Source organism: Acidovorax sp. GW821-FHT11A03 (genome assembly GCF_058809075.1).
This window is the reverse complement of record NZ_JBXASG010000008.1, coordinates 53,457-74,851: the sequence shown is the minus strand read 5'-3', so window position 1 is coordinate 74,851 and position 21,395 is coordinate 53,457. Positions and strand designations below refer to the sequence as shown.

The window sequence follows — 21,395 nt, the reverse complement described above, 5'->3', positions numbered from 1 at the left end:
GCCGCGCCGGGTTCAGGCGCCGTGTGCAGTGCTTTCACGCAGGGGGACCTGAAATGAAACGCCTGCTGCGCCCCACGCTCGACATCCCCAAGCTGGAAATGCCCCGCCTGGGCCTGCCCGCCTTCCGGCTGCGGATTCTGGTGCGCGGTGTGTTTGTGCTGCTGGTGCTGGCCACCGTCGCGCTGAGCGTGGTGCTGCTCAAGGAAGAAAAGGAGCGTGGCTGGCAAAGCTACCGGCACGGCTTCGCGCGCAGCCAGTCCGAGGTCATGGCCCGCCTGCGCCACCCCTCGGGGCAGCTGGCCCTGCTCAACGCGGGCAGCCGGGGTTCGGCCCCGGCACCGCTCGCACCCTTGCTGCTGCCCTATGCGGCGCTGGACTTCGACGACCAGAACAAGGCCCAGCAGGCGGTGGAGATGGCAGGCTGCGCGGTGCAGTACCCCGACGGCGCGTCGGTCTGCGCGGCCATCGGCAACAACCCGTATGCCGGGGGCTTCATCTATCTGGTGGGCAGCTTCTACGCGGGCGCGCTGGTGCCGCGCGAACGTGGTGCCCTGGACCTGCAGGCGGTGCACCGCGCCCGCGTCACGCTGGACATGCGCGGCGCCACATCCCGCTGGGTCGCGCCCTTTGAAGCACTGCCCCCCCAGGGCACGATCAGCACCCGGGGCCGCCTGACGGGTTTCGTGGACGGTGGCGAGGAATCCCTGGACGCCCGCGCCCGGCCGGTGCGGGATTTTCGCGGCTGGCTCTGGCAGAACGGCCAGTGCCGGGACCTCGCGGGCGCCGCGCCCGATTGCCTGCGCCGCACCTTCTACTCCATCCGCCTTCCCGTGGAGCTGTTCCGCGAAGCGCTGTTTGACAAGCAGCGCCTGGTCTGGCCGCCACAGGATCTGGGCAGCATGCGCGTGCGCGTGGAAATGCTGGCGCCCGGTGCGGCTGCGCCCCTGTTCGACAGCAACGCCCCCGGAGCCCAGGCCGCCGCATCGCTGGCGGACGTGGCGCGCACCCTGCTGCCTGGCGAACAGGTACAGATCCGCAAGCTGGGCACGAGCGACAGCGAAGCGATCACGCTCAAGGGCTCCGAGGTGCAGGCAGATCCGTCGGCGCCCTGGCTGCTGCGCCTCATCAGCTGGCTGCCGCTGGAGTGGCAGGCCGCTGGCGACAACAGGACGCAGCCCGTACCGGCGGGCCTCGACATTCTGGACACTCCGGCGGGCAACTATGCCGTGACCTTCACCGGCAACCTGCGCGGCGTGGAGCAGGGGCTTGCGGCCGTGGCCACCCGGGTGTCGTGGTACCTGGGCGCGATGCTCGCGGCCATCGCGCTGGCCTGGCTGGTGGTGGAAGTGGGCCTCATCCGCCGCGTGACCGCCCTCACCCGCCGCGCGGCAGCGGTTTCGTACAACGTGCAGGAGGGGCACATCGGCCCGCGCCTGGGCGACCTCGACGTATCGGACCTGCGTGGGTCGGACGAACTGGGCATTCTGGCCGGAGGCCTGGCCGACCTTCTGCAGCGCGTGAAGGACGACATCCAGCGCGAACAGTTGCGCGCCCAGCAGGAGCGCGACATGTGGCATGCCGTGGGGCACGAGATCATGTCCCCCTTGCAATCGCTCATGGTGCTGCACGGCGGCGCAAGCGACCCGGGCCACCGCTACATCCAGCGCATGCAGCAGGCGGTGCACGTGCTCTATGGCACTGCATCCCCGGCGGAGGCCTTGCAGGCGGCGGACGTGCCGCAGGGGCGGCTGGACCTGGACGCCTTCCTGCGCCATGTGGCCGGCAACGCGCACTTTGCCGGCATCGACCAGGTGGTCTATGAAGGCGGCGCGGGGCCTGTCATCGTGCGTGCGGACGAGTTTGCGCTGGAGGACGTGGTGACCCACATCCTGCGCAACGCCGACCGCTACCGCCCGGCGGGCACGGCGATCACGCTGACGCTGGTGGCCTCCGAATCCACCGCCAGCGCCACGCTGCACAACCAGGGCGCCACCATCGACGAGGATCTGCTGGGGCGCATTTTCGAGCTGGGCGTCTCCGACCCCAGCCTGCCCATGCCCGAGGGCGAGACCGGGCACCGGGGCCAGGGCCTGTTCGTGGCCAAGACCTACATGGCCAAGATGGGCGGCACCGTCAACGCGCGCAATACGACCGATGGCGTGGCCTTCGTCCTGACCTTTCAGCGCCTGGGCTGACGCCTTCGCCCCACGCGCAACGGGGGGCAGCGGGGTTGCACCGGCCACCGCGCATCAGGTTCCCGCGGCTGCGCCACAGCGCGTTGCGAGATGCCTGCGCAGCACCCGGTCCGGGTGCTCCCAGGGCATCACTCGAATTGAACTTCGGTGGCCTGAAGTACCCCGGAAACCACCTGGCGGCCTCGCACCGTCACGCGAACGCCATTGCGCAAACCCTTCGCCGTCCCGTTGGCGAACACCACGCCCTCACCGGAGGCATTCACGGGCTGTCCGTTCACACGGAAGTCATGGATGGACCGATACTGCCCAATGGCACCGATCAGCTCAAAGGTGGCAGGCCCGCCCGTCCCCGGCACATGGCGAATGCGCGCCCGCTGGGCCACCAGCACACCGCCGGACATCGTTCCGGCGACTTCGAGCTTGACGCCATTTCCAATGGCCGTGGCGGGCCCGCCCGTGATGAGCGCGGACGCGGCATTCACCCGCGTTCCGTACAGCGAGAACTCGGCATTCAGATGACTGAAGTTCGACACGATGCCCAGCAGGTTGGCCGCGAAGCTCCCCGCCGTGGGCAAGGTGTGGCCTCGCCGGATCTGTTGAGCGTTCAGCACGCCATCAACGGGCGGCGCCATGGCCCGCACGTACACCACCATGCCATTGGCCAATGAAGTGCCGAGCAACGTGCCCTTGAAAGACGCGGCCGCGTAGCTCACCAGATGGCCGCCCAGCCGGAAGGTCCTGGAAGCACCATCAAGCTGTTCAATGGCACCCGCCATGATCAACGGCATGCCCGGGTCCTTGCGTTCGACCCGGCTCGCACGCCACCGGCCATCCCCCACCGGCAGCGCATAGATCTGCAAGGTGGTGCCCACAGCCATCGAGGACAGCCCCGCCAGGCCGTCGTACACCGTGGTCGCATCCACCGCAATCCGGTTCCCCCAGATTTCGAATTCGCCTGCGGCCACTTTCAGTGCCGTGACCGGCCCCCGGAACTCGGGGACCGAAAGCACGCTGGTCGCGACCCCCGTGGCCAGGTCTGGCCGGATGGAGCCGCTGATCAACGCGGTCATCCCCAGGCGCAACGCGTCCGAATCCTCTGTCGTGATCTGCGCAGTGTCGGTGGCAAATCGCACGCCATTGACAATCACGCTGCCAAAACCGTCCGCAACGCCGATGCCCACGGCGGAAGCCGTCACCCCCGTGCCTCCGGAGCCCACGCCGCCCGCGTCCCCTGGGGCGGCAGCAACACCATCTCCCACCCCATCGCCTGTGCCCGTGCCCGTGCCTGTGCCTGTGCCTGTGCCCGTGCCCGTGCCCGTGCCCGTGCCTGTGCCTGTGCCTGTGCCTGTGCCTGTGCCTGTGCCTGTGCCTGTGCCTGTGCCTGTGCCTGTGCCTGTGCCCGTGCCTGTGCCCGTGCCGGCATCAGTGCCCGAACCCGAACCTGTGCCTGTGCCTGTGCCTGTGCCGGCATCAGTGCCCGAACCCGAACCTGTGCCGGCATCAGTGCCTGGGCCCGAGACTCCACCGCCTCCCACTCCTGCGGGCGCAGTGCCCTCCTGCGACCCACCGCCACAAGCTGCCAAGGCGAGCCACAGAGTCAGCAAGACTGACCGAATCAACACATTCATGGGATATCTCACTGTTATTCTTTCAACGGATCAGATGCTCTCGGCTGGCCGGCCCCTTGGAGAGGCACCACGGGCGCCTCGATGCCGTGGGGCCGATCCCGTTCGTCCTCGTAGTAGGCGTAGATCCCGACACGCATGCGCCCCGCCCCCTGCCCGTCGCTCTGTTCCACGGCGTCTGTCATCTCCCGCACGAGCAGATGGTGGGTCGCCTCCCAGTGCTGGCGTGCGACCTGATGTATGCGCTCGCAGTCCTCCAGTGTCAAGCCGGAGGCATAGACCGCGCGCTCCAGCATGCGGGGCTGCTGGCCCAGCGTGTTGGATACCGCGGCCTGCAGATGGTCTCGCACGTTGTCTCCCAGGAAGGCGAGCATGTCGCGCACGCTGGCGGTGGGCAAAAAGCTGTCCCCCAGCAAGTGGACCTCACCGTCCGACAGAGCGACCAGGTTCAGCCTCAGCAACTCTTCCAGCACGGTGCGGTGGTGGACATTGCCACGGGTCGCGAACCGGGACAGCAGTTCGAAGGAATGGCCCTTCCCAGAATCCGCCAAGGGCAATGTGCGCTGCGATTCATCTTCCGAGACCACCTGGAGCCAGGCCGTGTAGGCCTTCGCCGCCGCAGAACCCTCGGTGGCAGGCAACACGGAGCGCGTGTCGCGCACCCGGGCTGTCACGTCCTTGCGATTGAGCCCGGTCGTGGTGGCCAACTGGCTGAGATTGGGTTTCGCCCCATCCTTCGCGAGCCATAGAGTCCTGGCCTCGTCGACCAAGAGGTCGCGCAGCACCTCTTCGAGCTGCGGATGCTTCAGACCCATCGCCAGGGCCAGACGCACCGCTGGCCGCAGGATGCGTGCCAGGGCGGCTTGGGTCCAGGAAATTCGATCTTGCATGAATGTTCGGAATAACCCGCGATTTTCCGCGAATTTCGCGGCATTTGCCATGCTGCCCAAGGCGCCACGGACTCACCTTCCAACGCGGTTGTCTGCTGTCGCTCCATCGACCACGACACCGCCTCCAGCCCACCTCCGTGCAACATTTTGCAATAGAATGAATGTGATAATTTCACATTTCATCGCAACACCGCAGCTTGGCAGAGGAGAACCGACATGGATCGGAACAAGGGGTTTACCCTGATAGAGCTGATGATCACAGTGGCTGTGATCAGCATCCTGGCTGCCGTCGCCTATCCCTCTTACCAGGAGCACGTGCGCAAATCACGCCGTGCAGAAGCGCAATCGGTACTCATGAACATCGGCACCCGGCAGCAACAAATGCTCCTGGACACGCGCAGTTACGCGGCGACGGCGGCCGCCCTGAATGTCGCGGTTCCTCCTCAGGTCACCGCCAACTACACCATCACTGTCAGTGCACCGGCCAGCACCCCTCCTTCCTTCACCGCCACAGCGACACCCCAGGGCAGCCAATTGAACGACAAGTGCGGCACCCTGGGCGTGGACCACACGGGAGCAAAGACCGCCGTGAAAAACGGAAACGCCCAGACGGGCTGCTGGTAGGGGAAGACGCGCCATGCATACCCTCAGACACCGCCCGGCCGCCGGGTTCACGCTCATTGAGCTGATGGTCACCGTAGCCCTGCTGGCGGTGGTGGTGTCCTTGGCGGCCCCGTCCTTTCGCAACTTGCTGGAAATGCAGCGCATGCGTGCCGCGGCCTTCGACCTCATGGCGGACCTGACACTGGCCCGCAACGAAGCCCTCAAGCGCGGCCAGCTTGCCACCCCGGTCACGCTTCGCCCCACTTCAGGCGATGCCTCCCACTGGGAGTCCGGCTGGAGCGTGATGGTGGGCACAGAGGTCGTGAGCCGCAAAAACCCCGTCGGCAACGGCGTGACTTTCACCGGACCAGCGCTTGTCACATTCGATCGCAACGGTCGCGTCTCCAGTTCCACCACCGTGGCCCGTTTCGCCCTGATGAACAGCGATGCCAATCGCAGCCGCTGCATTTCACTCGATCCCTCGGGTCGCCCCAAGAGCGCCACCACCGCTTGCCCGCCATGAAGTCCTCTTCCTCTCCCCAGCAAGGTGTCGCGTTGATCGAGGCGCTGATTGCCATGCTGATCGTTGCATTTGGCGTACTGGGTTTTGTTGGCCTGCAGGCCCGCACCACCGTGGCCAATCTCGAGGGATATCAGCGATCACAGGCACTCATCCTGGTCAATGACATGGCTGAGCGCATGAAATTGAACCGTGGTGATGCGGTGGCCTATGTAGCCAGCAGCATCGGCACGGCGGCGCCAGGCGATTGCACCAATGCGGCCCTCACGACCGCGCAGCGGGATATGTGTGAATGGGCCACGACCATCCAAGGGGCAGGGGAGGTGCAGGGCGGCACCAAGGTGGGCGCCATGCTGAACGCACGCGGCTGCATCACCAATCCGGCAACCAACCAGTACTTGATCTCCGTGGCATGGCAAGGCCTGCAGCCCAGCGGGTCTCCCGCAAACGCCTGTGGCCAGAACGCGTACAGCAGCGAGGACACCCGCCGCGTCGTTTCCGTCGTGATGCAGGTGGCCCAGCTCACGGATCCCGCACCCTGAACCGCCCATGAAACCTACATTCGCAGCCTCGCACACGCCGTCTGCACGCCTGCGCCTGCGCCAGCGCCAGCGCCAGCGCGGATTTTCGCTCGTGGAGCTGATGGTGGGCCTTGCCATCGGCCTGGTGCTGGTCGCGGGGCTGGCTCTGCTGTTCGCCAACAGCAGCCAGTCGGGGAACGAACTCGAAAAAAGCATCCGGCAGATTGAAAACGGCCGCTATGCGGAGGAGCTGCTGCACGACGATCTCGCCCTTGCGGGCTTCTACGGCGAGGTGCCGGCGGACTTCCTGGGCTATACCACCCCCGACGTCTGCGCGACTGCGCTGCCCGACCTGGGCTGGGACAAAACCGTTCCATCAGACCCCAAGGTACCGCTGCCCCTCATGGGCCTGACAGCGGCACAGGCTCAAGCCTTGCCGGCGACATGCATCACAAACCACAAGGCTGGAACCATCGCGTTTGCAATCCATCGGCTGGGGGCCGATCTCGTGGCGCCCGCAGCCAAGGTTGCCAATGCGCCCTACGTGCAGACATCCCGATGTGTCACCGATCCTGTGGCCGACCCCTTCCTCGTGTCCGCAACCTCGGGGGATTTCACCCTCAGGAACTTGCAGTGCAATGGCATCAACCCGGTCCGGCAATACGTTTCCCGCATCTACTACATCGCCGACTGCAACGAGTGCGGTAGCGACACGACGCCCACACTCAAGATGGCGGAGCTGCGTGGGACCCAGATGGTGACCGTGCCGCTGGCCGAGGGGATCGAGAATCTCGTCCTCGAGTATGGTTTCGACACCACCGATCCCGCCGATGCGGACCCCGCAACCGATGCCAGCAAAGGTGGCCCTGATGTGTTTCGCCCCGGGCTGAGCGGGGTCGTGAGCGCCCGCGACAACGACTGGGCGAACGTCGTTGCCGTGCGTCTTCATCTGCTCTCCAGGACCACGGAAAAGTCTCCGGGCTACAGCGACAGCGGCAAGACCTATGTCATGGGCCCCTCCAGCATCTCCGGAGACGGCAGCGGCTTCAAGCGCCGCGTGTACACCACCACGGTGCGCCTCACCAACGTGGCAGGTCTGCGCGAGGTTTCTCCCCCCGCCACGCCAGCGTCATCACCATGAACACCCATACCACCCAGCGTGGCGCCACCTTGGTGGTCGCCCTGATCTTCCTGGTGCTGATGAGCCTGTTTGCCATCAGCGCGTTCAACAGTTCGTCCGGAAATTTGCGCATCATCGGCAATACGCAGGCGCGCCAGGAAGGGCTTTCCGCGGCACAGCTGGCGGTGGAGAAAACCATCAGCGCGTCCACCTTCCATACCAACCCCGACGGGGTGGCTGCCTCGCCGGTTCTGGTCGACATGGATGGCAACGGGACAACGGACTACTCCGCGGTGCTTTCGCCAAGACCCCAGTGCACGCGCGCCAAACCCATCCTTGCCGGCGACCTTCCCCCGGCGCCGAAGACGCCAACCACCATCGATGTCTACGCGCCCTGCCGTGCCGCTCCCAAGCAGGGGGGAACGTTCGTGGACCTGGAAACACCGATCGCCGGCGCAGACCCTGAAAGCTGCGCCAACAGCGAGTGGAATGTCAGGGCGCAAGTCAGCGATCCACAGACTCAAACCAAGGTCGCCGTCAACCAGGGCGTCGCCGTCGTGGTCTTCGGCAACGAAGTATCCAGTTTCTGCAAGTAGCCACAGGAGTTTCACCATGCAAGGCTTCACAACCCGTCAACTGCGCCGGTGGACCGTCCTGGCGATGGGGCTGGCAGCCACCCTGCCCTGCCTCGCTCAGTACACCAGCGACATCGATATCTACAGCGGCACATCCACCTCGGATCCCCCCAACGTACTCATCCTGCTGGACAACACGGCCAACTGGAACAATGCGTTTACCAACGAAATTGCCGCCATGGTGAGCACCATCAATGCCTTGCCGGCTGGCAAGTTTCGCGTAGGCCTGATGCTGTTCACGGAAACCGGCAACCCCAACAACAACGTCGATGGCGGCTATCTGCGCGCGGCCATCAGGCCATTGGACGCTGCCTACAAGACCACGTTCACCAACATGCTCGGCAGCCTGGACAAGCTGGGGGACAAATCCAATGGCGGGAAGGCCGGCAAGACGATGGCCGAGGCCTACTACTACTTCACGGGTGCTGCGCCCAACTCTGGGAACAACAAGGTCAAGGCGGACTACGCAGGCAATGCTTCAGGCACGGCATTTTCCAATGCCATCTACGCACAGCCCAACAATGCCCTGCCGTCTTTCGCGGGATCCCCCTATCGCAGCCCGCTCGTTGACGCCTGCGCGCGCAACTACATCATCTACATCAGCAACGGCGCAGCGCAAGACAACAACAGCGACAACACCGATGCATCCACCCGCCTGTCTGCAGCCTACGCAGCAGCCGGCCTTGCCCGTCCAGCCGATATCACGGACCTGTCGCCGAACGGTTCACAAAGCAATTTTGCCGATGAGTGGGCGCGCTTCATGAAGAAGTCGCCCAGCAACATCACAACCTACACCATGGATGTGGACCGTGTCACGACCGGCCAGGGCCCGGGATGGAGCGCCTTGCTTGGAAGCATGGCGGTCAACAGCGGTGGGGAATACTTCGCCGTCAGCTCCGCGGGTACTGATATCGCTGAGAAGCTGGTATCCATATTCAACCAGCTCCAGGCGAGTGACAGCGTGTTTTCGTCCGCCAGCCTGCCCGTCAGCGTGAATGCCCGAGGCACCTACCAGAACCAGGTGTTCATGGGCATGTTCCGACCTGACCCTGACTCTCGTCCCCGCTGGCGCGGCAACCTCAAGCAGTACCAGTTCGGATACGACGTGCCCACGGACACCCTCTTCCTGGCGGGGGCGGATGGAAAGGCGGCGGTCAGCGGTGCGTCCGGCTTCATCTCGCCCACAGCGATTTCCTTCTGGACATCACCCAGCACTTTCTGGGCCAAGGATCCCATGGGCACGCCTCCCAGCGCATCGGACTCACCGGATGGAGAGGTTGTCGAAAAAGGCGGCGTCGCACAACTGATCCGGAGCGCCTATGCCACCAACCAGGCTACACGGAACCTGTATACCTGTATCGGATGTGCCACAGGAACCAACCTTGCAACCAGCACTTCCGCCCGGTTCAGCACTTCCAACTCGTCACTCACTTCCACACTGGACACCAGCACCATCAACTGGGTGCGTGGCACCAACAACGCGGCGGAAGCGGGCCCCACCACCACGCCGGCAACGACGATCCGACCGAGCGTGCACGGCGATATCCTGCATTCACGTCCAGCCGTTGTGAACTATGGAGGGAATACGGGTGTCGTGGTGTTCTATGGCTCGAACGACGGCATGCTGCGAGCCATCAACGGCAACCAGAGCGGCAATGATGCAGGCGCGGAACTCTGGGGATTCATCCCGCAAGAGCATTTCGGCAAGCTCCAACGGCTGCACGACAACACGCCGGATATCCGCTTGTCCACGACGCTCGTGATTGACGAGACCTCCGCCAGCAAGCCCCAGCCCCGCGACTACTTCGTTGATGGGCCGATCAGCGTCTATCAAAAAGTGAACGCGGACGGCTCCAATGCCAAGGTGTACCTGTATGTGGGCATGCGTCGTGGCGGACGCTTCATCTATGCGCTGGACGTCACGGACCCAACACAACCGAAGTTCCTCTGGAGAAAATCCAATACCGACACGGACTCTCGCTTGAGCGTGCTGGGGCAGACGTGGTCCGAACCCAGAGTGGCAAAGATCAAGGGGCATGCCGACCCCGTGCTGGTGATGGGCGGGGGCTACGATGCCGCTGCGGAAGACGCGGCCACACCCGGTAGCACCACGATGGGCAATGCGGTCTACGTGCTCGACGCATTCACGGGATCGGTTCTCAAGAGGTTTGACACCGCGCGCAGCGTCCCCGCGGACGTCACCCTTGTCGACTCAGACTATGACGGCTACACCGACCGCGCCTACGCGGTGGACACCGGTGGCAACATCTACCGCATCGATCTGGAGACCCCCTCCTCCTCGGCCGTCTCGGATTGGGGCATCTACAAGCTGGCGGCGCTGGCAGGAACGGACACCCGAAAGTTCTTCTACGCGCCTGACGTGGTACCGACAAAAACATTTACCGCTGTGCAAGTGGGATCTGGCGACCGGGAAAAGCCCTTGAAGGGCACAACAGCCGGCACCGACCGCTTTTTCACCGTGTTTGATGACCGGACCGCCAAGGGTACGGCGACATCCTTCACCCCGATCTTGCCGGGCTCTCTCGGTTTGTCCGGCAGCACCACCGACAACATGACCAATGGCTGCTACTTTCCCATGACGGCGGGCGAAAAGGTGGTGAATGCGGCGACGACCTTCCGTGGCCAGACTTACTTCGGCACCAACAAGCCGACACCGCCGGGCAATACATGCTCAGCCAACCTGGGAGAGGCACGCACCTACGCTGCGCCGCTCTTTTGCCGAGCTCCGGCAAGCCAGAAGCTCAATGGCGGCGGCCTGCCCCCCAGCCCCGTGGCGGGATTCGTGACCATCACCTACACCCAGACCAACGCAGATGGCACAACGTCGGAAGTGACCAAGCAGAAGGAATTCGTGATCGGGGCACCGAACCCCAAGGAATCAGGGATTGAAGCAGGGAAATCCACGGCCACCTTGGGCATTCCTCGCAAGCGCCGCTTCTGGTACCAAGAGAACGCACGTTGAGCCACGGTGTCCCAGGCCAAAAAGGCTGACATGAAGTCGGCCTTTTTTTGTTTGGCGCCGTGCCCATCCGCCGGGCGCGCCAAGGCATTCGCGCGGACACGTGAACGCTCCGCACGAACGAAGCGGCAGCATGCTCCATGAAAGAAGGAAGGCGCGAGGGCGCACGGAGGCGGGAGGCGGTGTCTGACAGGGTCGCAAGGCGCCCGGGGCTACGCTGAAGCCAGCCCGTTTGTGATTACCGAGATTGCCAGGAGCCCTTACATGACCCGCACCGCTTTTTTTGCCCCCGTCCTCACGGCGACCCTGTTCGCAGCCTGCGCAGGCGCCCTCGCCCAGACGCCGCCCCCGGATGCCCGTGCGCGCTACGAGCAGGAGCGCGAGAAGTGCATGACCAACAACACCCAGGACAGCCTCGCGACCTGCCTGCGCGAGGCGAACAACGCGCTGGACGCGTCCCGCAAGGGGCAGCTGAGCAACCCGGGCGCCGCCGCCACGGACAACGCCACGCAGCGCTGCGCGGCGTTCCCGACGGCGGCGGAGCAGACGGAATGCGTGCGCCGCATCCAGAACAGCCCGGCCAGCGGCTCGGTGCCCGGTGGCGGGGTGCTGCGTGAATCCACCACGACCACCGTCGTGCCGCAATAGGCAGTGGCAGCCCCGTATTGGTAATCGTGCCGCGGCAGGCCGCAGCGGCGCGGCCTGGCCAGCCGCCGTGGACGTCAGGCCAGCTGCACGCGCATGGCGTCGATCACGCCCTGGTAGTCTGGCTTGCCGAAGATGGCGCTGCCCGCCACGAACGTATCGGCGCCCGCATCCGCCACACGGCGGATGTTGTCCGTCTTGATGCCGCCGTCCACCTCGAGGCGGATGTCCTTGCCCGTGGCATCGATGCGGCGGCGCACCTCCTCGATCTTGCGCAGCGCCGAGTCGATGAAGCTCTGGCCACCAAACCCTGGGTTCACGCTCATGATGAGGATCAGATCGATGTCGTCGATCACCCAGTCGAGCACATCCAGCGGCGCGGCCGGGTTGAACACCAGCCCGGGCTTCACGCCCTTGGCGCGGATGGCCTGGATGCTGCGGTGCACATGGGCCGAAGCGTCCGGATGGAAGCTGATGTAGTCGGCCCCGGCGTCGGCGAACGCGGCGGCCAACGCATCCACGGGCTCGATCATCAGGTGCACGTCCACCGGAACGGGCACGCCGGCGGCGGTCCGGGCATGCGGCTTGAGTGCCTGGCAGACCATGGGGCCGAAGGTCAGGTTGGGTACGTAATGGTTGTCCATCACGTCGAAGTGGATCCAGTCCGCGCCAGCGGCGATGACATTGCGCACCTCTTCACCCAGGCGGGCGAAGTCGGCGGAGAGGATGGAGGGGGCGATGCGGAAAGAACGGCTCATGGGGGCAATTGTCGCAGTTCAGCGGTTCCACAGGGCAAGCCTCGCCTATTGCGCTGCGTGCCCGCGACGTGCCCCCGCCCGGGCGCCGCCGCGCACTCTGGCCCCGGGCACGCGGGGTTTCTGCACCATTGGCTTACCATTCGCCCCATGCCAAAGTACCAGTTCGCCGTGGAGGTGCGCCCCGAATACCTGCCCGAGCAGTCCGCCCCGGACACCGGCGTGTTCAGCTTCGCCTACACGATCACCATCACCAATGCGGGGGAAGCGCCAGCACAGCTGATTTCGCGCCACTGGATCATCAGCGATTCCCGCGGCCACACCGAGGAGGTCAAGGGCCTGGGCGTGGTGGGCCACCAGCCGCTGCTCAAGCCCGGTGAATCGTTTCAGTACACCAGCGGATGCCGGCTGCGCACCGCCAGCGGCACCATGCACGGGACGTTCCACTGCGTGGCGGAGGACGGGGAGCCTTTCAACACGCCCGTGCCGCTCTTCGTGCTGGAAGCGATCAACCACGGCCCGTCGGGTGAGCCGCTGAGCGGTCGGGTGCTGCATTGAAGCGTGGCAAGACCACCCCGGACCTGGCCAGCCTGCTGTCGGCGCTGGATCCGGCAGCCGACCTCGCGCACCGCCACCTGTGGCTCATCCACCTGCTGGACTGGGTGCGGGGCGAGCGCGACTCCGTGGCCTCCGCCGTGGGCCGCGTGCAGCTCTTCCTGGATGCGGTGCAGGCACGGCCCGACATCCAGCTGCGGCTTCAGGCGTGGTGGGCCACGCTGGTCGACCAGGTGGACATCACCACCCTGCTGGCGGATTTCGGCTTCGCGCCCCGCACCGCGCTGGTCAGCGAGCTGGCCGAACGCCTGCGCACCAAGCTGCTGCCGGGCAGCCCTGAAACCATCGACGCGTCCGAGCTGTTCATGCTGGCCCTGCCCGGGGAGTTCGACGCGCAGTGGCTGTCGGCCCTGGAAGAAGCCCAGCTCACCCGCCTTGTGGCGCTGCTGGCGCCCCCCAGCACCGAAGGCAACCCAGGCCCCTCGCGCTGGCAACGGGCCCTGCTGGATGCCATCACCTACTGCGCCGGACAGATTCTCTCCACGGGCTTCGCACCCGAGCTGCGCCTGCGCATGAGCGAATCCGCCCGCGAAGCCCAGCCCTTTCATGCCCTGATCCGCGACGTGGAAAGCCTGCGCGTGGAGGTGCTGCATGCGCTGCGCACGCCAGACAGGCTCAACGAGGCCGCGCAGCGCCTGCGCGAGCGGCTGGAGGCCTGCCGCGCCGCGGCCGCCACGGTCTACACCCATTTCGAGGACAACGGCATCTCCGTGGGCCTGGTCTTCCGCCTGCGGCAACTGCGCGAGCGCATCCTGCGCGTGCGCGAGCTGCTGGACTGCCTGCTGTCGCCCAAGCCGTCCGTCACCGCCGCCCGGCTCATGGCACGCCTGGTGATGGTGGGCCAGGAACGGCGCAGCCTGCGCGCCCTGCTGGCGTCCAACTCCTCGCTGCTGGCGGCCAAGGTGGTCGAGCGCAGCGCGGAAACCGGCGAACACTACATCACGCGCACCGCGGCCGAGTACCGGGCCATGGTCCGCAAGGCGGCAGGGGGCGGCGCGGTCATGGCCTTCACCACGCTGGCCAAGTTCGGCCTCTATGCGCTGGCGCTGTCGGCCTTCTGGGGCGGCTTCTGGGCGGGCGTGAACTACGCCGTCACGTTCGTGCTGATCCAGCTACTGCACCTGACCGTGGCGACCAAGCAGCCCGCGATGACGGCGCCCGCCATGGCCGCAAAGCTCAAGGAGCTGGGCGCCAGCGACGCCATCGAGTCGTTCGTGGACGAGATCACGCACCTGGTGCGCTCCCAGGTGGCCGCCGTGCTGGGCAATGTGTTCGTGGTGTTCCCGGCGGTGCTCGGGCTGGCCATGCTGATCGCGCTGGCCACCGGCAGCCCGGCCATCAGCGAGCGCGAGGCAGCGCACGTGTTCGAGTCCCTGCACCTGCTGGGCCCGTCGCTGCTCTTCGCGGCATTCACCGGGGTGCTGCTGTTCGCCTCCAGCATCATCGCGGGCTGGACCGAGAACTGGTTCGTGCTCAACCGCCTGGACTCGGCCATGCACTACAACCCGCGCATCACCCGCATGCTGGGCACGGAGCGGGCCGCCCGCTGGGCGCGTTTCCTGCGCGAGAACCTCTCGGGCTTCGCGGCCAACATCTCGCTGGGCTTCATGCTGGGGCTCGTCCCGGCCTTTGCAGGGTTTTTCGGACTGGCCCTGGATGTGCGCCATGTCACACTGTCCACAGGCCAGGTGGGCGCGGCCAGCGCCGCGCTGGGCCTGGGAGTGCTGCACATGCCCGCCTTCTGGTGGGCCGTGGCGTCGCTTCCCTTGCTGGGCGCGCTGAATGTCACCGTCAGTTTCTACCTGGCCTTCAGCCTCGCGCTGCGCGCGCAGAACGTGAGCGGCGTGGACCGGTCGCGCATCTACGCGGCGATCCGCGCGCGCATGCGTTCGGCGCCCCTGAGTTTTTTCATGCCCGAACGCCGCACCGTGCCCTGAGGCGCAGCGGCGGGTGGAACCAAGCGCCGCCCCTGTCCTACAGAGACGTTTTGTTTCCGCCTGTAAATTCAGGCCACGCCAGGCGCACCCCTTCCCCCGCGGAGGCGGTGTGCGCCCGCTCCTTCACACCGACGGGCCAGCCCGTCTGACGCAGAGGTCCCGAAACATGAATGAAATCCTGAGCTTCTGGGCGCAATGGCTGCGCCCCTCGGCCGGGTTGCCCACGGTGCAATGGTCGCTGCTGCTCGCGGTGGCGGCCATGGTGGGCTATCTCACGCAGCGCCACACCGGCCTGCCCAAGGTGCTGGGCTACTCGCTGGTGGGCACCGCCGCCGGGCTCGCAGGCTTCAGCGGCGCCGTGTGGCCGCTGCAGGGTATCGGCCTGTTCCTGCTGGAGCTGGGGATCGCCCTGGTGCTCTTTGAATGCGGTGGCCGCATCCCGCTGCGCTGGTTCCGCCACAACCCCATGGTGCTGGTGCAGAGCATTGCCGAATCCGTGCTGACCTACTTTGCCGTGTACTGGGTGCTGGTGTGGCTGAACCTGCCCCCGCAGGTGGCCGGCCCGCTGGCGCTGGTGGCCCTGGCGGCATCGCCCGCCGTGCTCACGCGCGTGGTGGCGGACACCCGCGCGGCCGGCCCGGTGACGGAGCGCGCCATCGTGCTCACCACCCTGTCCACCCTGTATGCGCTGACGCTGGGCAGCGCGAAGGCCGAGCTGATCAACCGCCAGAGCCTCACCGTGGTGGAGACCGTGTACCCGGTGATCGTGGTGCTGGGCGTTTCCATCGTGGTGGCGGCCGTGCTGGCGCTGGTCTTGCGCATGGCGCTGCGCTTCATGAGCCCCACGAGCGAGAACACCTCGATGCTGTTCCTCGCGCTGGTGGCGGCGGGCACCGCCGTGGCGGCGCACATGGGCGGTTCGGCGCCGCTGGCGGCGCTGCTGGGTGGCATGCTGCTCAAGCAGCTCAACCCGCGCCCCTGGGCGTGGCCGCGCCAGCTGGGCAATGCGTCCTCGCTGCTGACCATGCTGATGTTCGTGCTGGTGTCCACCGTGGCCGCCCAGGCGGACTGGAGCGCGCCGGTGGCGGGCGTCGTGCTGGCACTGATCGCCGTGCGCCTGCTGGCCAAGGCCACGGGTGTCGCCCTGGGCAACGTGGGCAGCGGCGCCAGCTGGAAGCAGGCCCTGTGGGTGGGCTGCGCCATGACGCCGATGTCGTCCATCGCGCTGCTGATTGCCTCGCAGTTCGTGCTCGCCTCGCCCTCCACGGGCCACGTGATCGCCGGCGTGGCGCTGCCCGCCATCCTGCTCATGGAAGTGCTGGGCGCCGTGATCGCCACCGTGGCCATCTACCGCGCGGGCGAGAGCTCTAAACCCTGGGCGCCACTGACGACCCGTGGCCACAACGGAGACACCCCATCGTGAGTCTTGAAGCCTTCAACCATTCCGAACCGCTGACGCTGGGCGTCGAGCTGGAGCTGCAGCTCGTCAACACCAACGACTACGACCTGGCCCCCTATGCCGAGGACATGCTGCGCCTCATGAAGAAAACCCCGCTGCCCGGCAGCGTGGTGCCCGAGATGACGAACAGCATGATCGAGATCTCCACGGGCATCTGCCATTCCAGCAGCGAGGTGCTGGGCCAGCTCACGCCCATCCGCGACGCGCTGGTCAAGAGCGCCGACAAGCTCAACATCGCCGTGGTGGGCGGCGGCACGCACCCATTCCAGCAATGGCACGAGCGGCGCATCTACGACAAGCCGCGCTTTCGCGAGCTGTCGGAGCTGTACGGCTACCTGTCCAAGCAGTTCACCATCTTCGGCCAGCACGTGCACATCGGCTGCCCCGACGCGAACGCCGCGCTGCTCATGTTGCACCGCATGTCGCGCTACATCCCGCACTTCATCGCGCTGTCGGCATCGAGCCCCTACGTGCAGGGACAGGACACGGCGTTCGACTCTGCGCGCCTGAACTCGGTGTTCGCGTTTCCGCTCTCGGGCCGCGCCCCGCTGGCGCTCACGTGGGAGGACTTCACCGCCTACTTCGACAAGATGACGCGCACCGGCGTGGTCAAGAGCATGAAGGACTTCTACTGGGACATCCGCCCCAAGCCCGAGTTCGGCACCATCGAGATCCGCGTGTTCGACACCCCGCTCACCATCGAGCGCGCCGCCGCGCTGGCGGGCTACGTGCAGTCGCTGGGCGCCTGGTTTCTGGCCGAGCAGCCCTTCATGCCCACCGAGGACGACTACCTGGTCTACACCTACAACCGCTTCCAGGCCTGCCGCTTCGGCATGGACGCGGTGTACGTGGACCCGGCCACGGGCGACCACATGCCGCTGCGCGAGCACATCCTCAAGACCATGGACAAGATCGCCGGCCACGCCGCCGTGCAAGGCGCATCGAGCGCCATGCACATGCTGCGCACCGAGGTCGAAGCGGGCCAGAACGATGCGCGCTGGCTGCGCGAGCGCCAGCGCGAGGAGCAACTGCTGGCCGAGGTCAGCCGCCAGGCGGCGCAGCGCTTTCGCGGCGCCACGGCCTGATCCTGCGCGGCCCCGCCGTCACGCCGGCAGCACCGCCAGCTGGCGCGAGCGCTGCGTGCGCCCGCCATGGCCCCAGTCGCTGGCGGGCAGCTCCCGCACCACCACGTAGCTGGCGGGGGCCAGCACGCCGTCCCCGGCCAGCTGGCGCTGCAGTTCCGCGAACGCCGCCTGGATGAAGGCGGCCTTCTCTTCCTGCGTGTTCGTGCCCTGCGTGATGCTGATCTCCAGCAACGCCGTGGGCTGTTCGGCCGGCGCACCGCCGATGTGCCAGCGCGCGGCGGGCAGGTCGTCGATGACCACCGCCGTCACCTCGCGGCGCTTGCCCAGCAGGTCCACCGTGAGGTCCGTCAGCGCGCCGGCCAGTTGCCGGTAGCGTTCGGGGTTTTGCAGCGGGGCCAGTTTCAGAACGAGGGTTGGCATGGTGTTGTCTTCCTTTCTTGCGGGGTGGGAGCAGCAGGGGACGGCGTGTTCAGCCCGGCGCTGCGCAAAACCCAAAGGCCCGCGCGCGCCAGAGTGCGCGCCAGCCAGGCGTGGGCGTCACGAAGGGCCTGCTGGCGCAGCCGCAGCGCGTCGCGCCGGGCGCAATCGCGCAGCCTCTGGTACTCAGCGGGGTGCATGGGCTGGTGCATGGCGGTTCCTTTCGAGGGCTGTTTTGCAGGGCTTGAAGCCACTGTAGGCAGCCCCGGGCGCGGCGGAAACGGCCCACGGCGCAAGACCGTTTTGCGCGGATTGCAAGGCCCCGCCGTTACCATCGCCCCATGCGCGAGATCCGCTTTGAAGACATGCACCTGTTCGTACGCGTGGCCGACCTGGGCTCGCTCTCGGCGGTGGCGCGCGAGCGCGGCGCGCCGGTGAGCCAGGTCTCGCGCACCCTGTCGCGCATCGAGCAAGCCTGCGGCGCGCGGCTGCTGCACCGCTCCACGCATGGCCTCGCGCCCACACCCGAGGGACTGACCTTCCTGGACTACTGCCGCCGCATCACGGGCACGCTCGACGAGCTGGAAGGCGAATTCGCCCACCAGAGCGGCCAGCCCCGTGGCTGGGTGCGCGTGGCGTCCAGCTCGGTCGTGGCCGAGCACCTGTTGATTCCGAGCTTTGACAGCCTGCAGCGGCAGCACCCGCAACTGCGCGTGGAGCTGCTGGTGGATGACCGCATGGCCGACATGGCGCGCGATGGCATCGACATCGCCATCCGCACCGGCCCCCCGCTGACCGACACCGTGGTGGCGCGCCCGCTGGGCACCTTGGCACGCGCCCTGTACGCCACGCCCGGCTACCTGCAGGCCCATGGCGCGCCAGAACACCCCGACGACCTGCACGCGCACCGCCTCATCGCCAACAGCGCGGTGGCTTTCCTGAACCATTGGCCCTTCCTCGTCGATGGAGAACCCCGCGTGCTGGTGGCCGAGGGCCACTGGCGCTCGGGCAGCACCGCCATCACGGCGCGCATGGCGCTGCAGGGCCTGGGCATTGCGCGCCTGGCCACGGTGGTGGCCGAGCCCCTCGTGCGCCAGGGCCTGCTGGCGCCCGTGCTCGCCGACTGCGTGGACCTGCAGCCCAGCCCGATCCATGCCATCACCCTCACCCGCAGGCACCGGCTGCCCAAGATCCAGGCCTGCATCGACCACTGGGCGCGGTGGTTTGACCCGCGCTAGCGCACCACCATGCCACGCTCTTTTTTGCTGCCGCACATGTTTTCTGATTCTTGGCCCTCCCCGGCCCACCATCCACACCGCACACACCCCATGACCACAAGGCCCTGCCATGGGTGAGTTCGACCTGATCGCCCGCTACTTCACCCGCCCCGCGCGCCCCGGCGGCGCCGTGGCCCTGGGCGTGGGAGACGACTGCGCGCTGCTGGCGCCTGCGCCCGGCATGCAGCTGGCCATCTCCAGCGACATGCTGGTGGAGGGCCGCCACTTCTTTGCGGACGTGGACCCCGAGGCCCTGGGCCACAAGGCGCTGGCCGTGAACCTGTCGGACCTGGCGGCCTGTGGCGCGCGCCCGCTGGCGTTCACCCTCGCCCTGTCGTTGCCCCGGGTGGACGAGGCCTGGCTCGCGGGCTTCTCGCGCGGGCTGCTGGCGCTGGCCGACGCCCACGGCTGTGCGCTGGTGGGCGGCGACACCACGCAGGGCCCGCTCAATATCTGCATCACGGTGTTTGGCGAGGTCCCCCCGGGCCAGGCCCTGCTGCGCAGCGGCGCACGGGCCGGCGACGACATCTATGTCAGCGGCACGCTGGGCGACGCCCGCCTGGCGCTGGAAGCCCTGCTGGGCCACGCCCCCCTGCCCGCCGGCGTGCTGGCCCGCGCGCGCCAGCGGCTGGAGCGCCCCACCCCGCGCGTGGCCCTGGGCCTGGCCCTGCGCGGGGTGGCCAGCAGCGCCATGGATGTGAGCGACGGGCTGCTGGGCGACCTGTCGCACATCCTCAAGGCCTCGGGCGTCGGGGCCCGCATCGACACGCACACTACTTCAAAAATGATAGCATACAGCGCTTACTCATCAAGCGCCAACGGCCAAATTGGCTTGGAATTGATCCACCAATGCACGCTGGCAGGCGGCGACGACTACGAGCTGGCCTTCACCGCCCCGCCCGCACGGCGTGACGCCGTGGCCGCCGCGTCGCAGGCCAGCGGCACGCCCGTCACCCGCATCGGCACCGTGCGGGCCGAGCCCGGACTGCAGCTGCTGGACGCGCAGGGCCAGCCCATGGACAACCGCTACGCCTCGTTCGACCATTTCCGGTGACTGGCCCCGGCGGCCGGCGGCCACTTTTTTTCGCGGACCATGAATCCTTTGGCGAAACCAGCGGCTCTTGGTGGGGGAGGCGCCCTGTGCTGGCACCTCCTTCAACCGACCAAGGAACCAATTCCCATGCTGTACCGCAAGAACATCACCCGCCCCGAAAGCCTGCTGCGCGTTGTGGGGGGCGTCGCCCTCATCGCTGCGGGGCTGTGGTGGCTGGCCGCATCCCCCTTGGGCCTGGCGCTGGCCGCCGCGGGCGTCGGCAGCATCCTGAGCGGCGCGTTGGGCTACTGCCCCGCCTGCGCCATGGTGGGCCGCAGGCCCGTGGAATGACATGAGACATTCCTCCCTCGAGTCGCTTCGCGCCTTCACCCCCCGCTCTCACGCTGCGCGCGGGCAGGAAGGCGCAGCCAGCGCGCCGGTCTCATGGGCTGCGGGTGGCGCAATGCACCGTGGAGAACTGAGAAGATGAGCCCCGCCCAACCACTACCCACGCTCGCCCAGCTGCTGCCCGCAGCGCGCAGCGGCGACGCCGTGGCGATGGAGCAGCTGCTGCGCCTGACCCGCCCCGACATCCGCCGCTATGCGCTGCGCCACTGCGCGGCCACCACGGCCACCGACGACGTGGTGCAGGAGGCGCTCATCATCGTCTACCGCCGGGTGGGCGCGCTGCGCGAGGTGGCGGCGTTTGGCGGCTGGGTGGTGCGCATCGTGCAGCGGCTGTGCATGCGGCCCATGCTCGCGTGGCTCAAGGCCGAGCCCCTGGCGCAGGTGGAGGACACGCTGGCATGGTCGCACCGGCCCGACCACGAACTGCGCCACGACCTGGCCCTGGCCATCGACTCGCTGCCCCCCCTCTACCGCGACGCGCTGCTCCTGCGCGACTTCGAGGAGCTGACCATCGAGGAGATGGCCCAGCGCCTGGGCGTGACGCGCGAAGCGGCCAAGAGCCGCCTGCACCGCGCGCGGGCCCTGGTGCGGGAGTACCTTTCCGCGCCCGCCGGCACCCCGGGGCCTTGAGGCCAGGCGCCAAAGCGGCCGCGCTGCGCAATAGTTCACGCGGCG

Annotated in this window: 20 protein-coding genes; 16 read left to right on the top strand and 4 right to left on the bottom strand. The window is 67.1% G+C overall.

Features of this window, described 5'->3' with window-relative positions; genetic code table 11:
* Positions 1 to 53: 53 nt before the first annotated feature.
* Positions 54 to 2,195 carry a sensor histidine kinase gene (locus AC1RVY_RS20060; RefSeq protein ID WP_492807883.1) on the top strand — a complete coding sequence of 714 codons (2,142 nt, stop codon included), beginning with the start codon at positions 54 to 56 and terminating at the stop codon, positions 2,193 to 2,195.
* A gap of 128 nt (positions 2,196 to 2,323) precedes the next feature.
* On the opposite strand, the gene AC1RVY_RS20055 is transcribed toward AC1RVY_RS20060, so the two are convergent.
* Together AC1RVY_RS20055 and AC1RVY_RS20050 are read right to left on the bottom strand one after the other, a co-directional pair.
* The gene (locus AC1RVY_RS20055; protein WP_492807881.1) at positions 2,324 to 3,391 is read right to left on the bottom strand and encodes a DUF5666 domain-containing protein; all 1,068 of its coding nucleotides are present in this window, start codon (positions 3,389 to 3,391) and stop codon (positions 2,324 to 2,326) included.
* Positions 3,392 to 3,837: 446 nt separating this feature from the next.
* Positions 3,838 to 4,710, bottom strand: coding sequence for a DUF6502 family protein (locus AC1RVY_RS20050; RefSeq protein ID WP_492255431.1), 873 nt, complete (start codon positions 4,708 to 4,710; stop codon positions 3,838 to 3,840).
* Positions 4,711 to 4,926: 216 nt separating this feature from the next.
* On the opposite strand from AC1RVY_RS20050, the gene AC1RVY_RS20045 reads away from it, so the two are divergent.
* The 7 genes from AC1RVY_RS20045 to AC1RVY_RS20015 all read left to right on the top strand — a co-directional run bounded on the left by AC1RVY_RS20045 (position 4,927) and on the right by AC1RVY_RS20015 (position 11,737).
* Positions 4,927 to 5,334 (top strand): type IV pilin protein, encoded by a 408-nt coding sequence (locus AC1RVY_RS20045; protein ID WP_369643592.1) that lies wholly within the window; start codon positions 4,927 to 4,929, stop codon positions 5,332 to 5,334.
* A gap of 13 nt (positions 5,335 to 5,347) precedes the next feature.
* Positions 5,348 to 5,836: a GspH/FimT family pseudopilin gene (locus tag AC1RVY_RS20040; protein WP_218341220.1), complete on the top strand. Its 489-nt coding sequence runs from the start codon at positions 5,348 to 5,350 to the stop codon at positions 5,834 to 5,836.
* Positions 5,833 to 6,375, top strand: coding sequence for a type IV pilus modification protein PilV (gene pilV / locus AC1RVY_RS20035; RefSeq protein ID WP_492808051.1), 543 nt, complete (start codon positions 5,833 to 5,835; stop codon positions 6,373 to 6,375). Before AC1RVY_RS20040 ends, pilV begins: the two co-directional genes overlap by 4 nt.
* 7 nt (positions 6,376 to 6,382) lie before the next feature.
* On the top strand, positions 6,383 to 7,495 hold the full coding sequence (locus AC1RVY_RS20030) for a PilW family protein (RefSeq protein WP_492807879.1): 1,113 nt from the start codon (positions 6,383 to 6,385) through the stop codon (positions 7,493 to 7,495).
* Positions 7,492 to 8,070, top strand: coding sequence for a pilus assembly PilX family protein (locus AC1RVY_RS20025; RefSeq protein WP_218341217.1), 579 nt, complete (start codon positions 7,492 to 7,494; stop codon positions 8,068 to 8,070). Before AC1RVY_RS20030 ends, AC1RVY_RS20025 begins: the two co-directional genes overlap by 4 nt.
* 16 nt (positions 8,071 to 8,086) lie before the next feature.
* Positions 8,087 to 11,092, top strand: a complete 3,006-nt coding sequence (locus AC1RVY_RS20020; protein WP_492807877.1) for a pilus assembly protein — start codon at positions 8,087 to 8,089, stop codon at positions 11,090 to 11,092.
* 261 nt (positions 11,093 to 11,353) lie between these two features.
* Positions 11,354 to 11,737 carry a hypothetical protein gene (locus tag AC1RVY_RS20015; protein ID WP_218341215.1) on the top strand — a complete coding sequence of 128 codons (384 nt, stop codon included), beginning with the start codon at positions 11,354 to 11,356 and terminating at the stop codon, positions 11,735 to 11,737.
* A gap of 74 nt (positions 11,738 to 11,811) precedes the next feature.
* Here AC1RVY_RS20015 and rpe read toward each other — a convergent pair whose 3' ends face one another.
* Complete coding sequence (rpe, locus tag AC1RVY_RS20010; RefSeq protein ID WP_218341214.1) at positions 11,812 to 12,492, bottom strand: ribulose-phosphate 3-epimerase; 681 nt, start codon at positions 12,490 to 12,492, stop codon at positions 11,812 to 11,814.
* 147 nt (positions 12,493 to 12,639) lie between these two features.
* Between rpe and apaG the strand changes: the two genes are divergently transcribed.
* The 4 genes from apaG to AC1RVY_RS19990 all read left to right on the top strand — a co-directional run bounded on the left by apaG (position 12,640) and on the right by AC1RVY_RS19990 (position 17,585).
* Positions 12,640 to 13,047 (top strand): Co2+/Mg2+ efflux protein ApaG, encoded by a 408-nt coding sequence (gene apaG, locus AC1RVY_RS20005; protein ID WP_218296781.1) that lies wholly within the window; start codon positions 12,640 to 12,642, stop codon positions 13,045 to 13,047.
* Positions 13,044 to 15,041, top strand: coding sequence for a site-specific recombinase (locus AC1RVY_RS20000; protein ID WP_492807875.1), 1,998 nt, complete (start codon positions 13,044 to 13,046; stop codon positions 15,039 to 15,041). The genes apaG and AC1RVY_RS20000 overlap by 4 nt, the downstream gene beginning before the upstream one ends.
* Before the next feature lie 166 nt (positions 15,042 to 15,207).
* Positions 15,208 to 16,464, top strand: coding sequence for a cation:proton antiporter (locus tag AC1RVY_RS19995; protein WP_218296779.1), 1,257 nt, complete (start codon positions 15,208 to 15,210; stop codon positions 16,462 to 16,464).
* Positions 16,461 to 17,585: a YbdK family carboxylate-amine ligase gene (locus AC1RVY_RS19990; RefSeq protein ID WP_218296778.1), complete on the top strand. Its 1,125-nt coding sequence runs from the start codon at positions 16,461 to 16,463 to the stop codon at positions 17,583 to 17,585. Before AC1RVY_RS19995 ends, AC1RVY_RS19990 begins: the two co-directional genes overlap by 4 nt.
* An 18-nt stretch (positions 17,586 to 17,603) precedes the next feature.
* On the opposite strand, the gene AC1RVY_RS19985 is transcribed toward AC1RVY_RS19990, so the two are convergent.
* Positions 17,604 to 18,005 (bottom strand): tautomerase family protein, encoded by a 402-nt coding sequence (locus tag AC1RVY_RS19985; RefSeq protein WP_492245026.1) that lies wholly within the window; start codon positions 18,003 to 18,005, stop codon positions 17,604 to 17,606.
* A 338-nt stretch (positions 18,006 to 18,343) separates the two neighbouring features.
* Between AC1RVY_RS19985 and AC1RVY_RS19980 the strand changes: the two genes are divergently transcribed.
* From AC1RVY_RS19980 to AC1RVY_RS19965, 4 genes are all read left to right on the top strand, one after another.
* Complete coding sequence (locus AC1RVY_RS19980; protein WP_218296776.1) at positions 18,344 to 19,240, top strand: LysR family transcriptional regulator; 897 nt, start codon at positions 18,344 to 18,346, stop codon at positions 19,238 to 19,240.
* Positions 19,241 to 19,349: 109 nt separating this feature from the next.
* On the top strand, positions 19,350 to 20,333 hold the full coding sequence (gene thiL / locus AC1RVY_RS19975) for a thiamine-phosphate kinase (RefSeq protein WP_218296775.1): 984 nt from the start codon (positions 19,350 to 19,352) through the stop codon (positions 20,331 to 20,333).
* 126 nt (positions 20,334 to 20,459) lie between these two features.
* On the top strand, positions 20,460 to 20,663 hold the full coding sequence (locus AC1RVY_RS19970) for a YgaP family membrane protein (RefSeq protein WP_218296774.1): 204 nt from the start codon (positions 20,460 to 20,462) through the stop codon (positions 20,661 to 20,663).
* 135 nt (positions 20,664 to 20,798) lie between these two features.
* Positions 20,799 to 21,350, top strand: coding sequence for an RNA polymerase sigma factor (locus AC1RVY_RS19965; RefSeq protein WP_492807872.1), 552 nt, complete (start codon positions 20,799 to 20,801; stop codon positions 21,348 to 21,350).
* Positions 21,351 to 21,395 lie beyond the last annotated feature (45 nt).

Coding starts and splice junctions, on each gene's coding strand:
- AC1RVY_RS19970 (WP_218296774.1), top strand. CDS start 20,460: ATGCTGTACCGCAAGAACATCACCCGCCCCGAAAGCCTGCTGCGCGTT.
- pilV (WP_492808051.1), top strand. CDS start 5,833: ATGAAGTCCTCTTCCTCTCCCCAGCAAGGTGTCGCGTTGATCGAGGCG.
- rpe (WP_218341214.1), bottom strand. CDS start 12,492: ATGAGCCGTTCTTTCCGCATCGCCCCCTCCATCCTCTCCGCCGACTTC.
- AC1RVY_RS20060 (WP_492807883.1), top strand. CDS start 54: ATGAAACGCCTGCTGCGCCCCACGCTCGACATCCCCAAGCTGGAAATG.
- AC1RVY_RS20020 (WP_492807877.1), top strand. CDS start 8,087: ATGCAAGGCTTCACAACCCGTCAACTGCGCCGGTGGACCGTCCTGGCG.
- AC1RVY_RS19985 (WP_492245026.1), bottom strand. CDS start 18,005: ATGCCAACCCTCGTTCTGAAACTGGCCCCGCTGCAAAACCCCGAACGC.
- AC1RVY_RS19965 (WP_492807872.1), top strand. CDS start 20,799: ATGAGCCCCGCCCAACCACTACCCACGCTCGCCCAGCTGCTGCCCGCA.
- AC1RVY_RS20025 (WP_218341217.1), top strand. CDS start 7,492: ATGAACACCCATACCACCCAGCGTGGCGCCACCTTGGTGGTCGCCCTG.
- AC1RVY_RS20030 (WP_492807879.1), top strand. CDS start 6,383: ATGAAACCTACATTCGCAGCCTCGCACACGCCGTCTGCACGCCTGCGC.
- AC1RVY_RS19995 (WP_218296779.1), top strand. CDS start 15,208: ATGAATGAAATCCTGAGCTTCTGGGCGCAATGGCTGCGCCCCTCGGCC.
- AC1RVY_RS20045 (WP_369643592.1), top strand. CDS start 4,927: ATGGATCGGAACAAGGGGTTTACCCTGATAGAGCTGATGATCACAGTG.
- thiL (WP_218296775.1), top strand. CDS start 19,350: ATGGGTGAGTTCGACCTGATCGCCCGCTACTTCACCCGCCCCGCGCGC.
- AC1RVY_RS20040 (WP_218341220.1), top strand. CDS start 5,348: ATGCATACCCTCAGACACCGCCCGGCCGCCGGGTTCACGCTCATTGAG.
- AC1RVY_RS20050 (WP_492255431.1), bottom strand. CDS start 4,710: ATGCAAGATCGAATTTCCTGGACCCAAGCCGCCCTGGCACGCATCCTG.
- AC1RVY_RS19980 (WP_218296776.1), top strand. CDS start 18,344: ATGCGCGAGATCCGCTTTGAAGACATGCACCTGTTCGTACGCGTGGCC.
- apaG (WP_218296781.1), top strand. CDS start 12,640: ATGCCAAAGTACCAGTTCGCCGTGGAGGTGCGCCCCGAATACCTGCCC.
- AC1RVY_RS20015 (WP_218341215.1), top strand. CDS start 11,354: ATGACCCGCACCGCTTTTTTTGCCCCCGTCCTCACGGCGACCCTGTTC.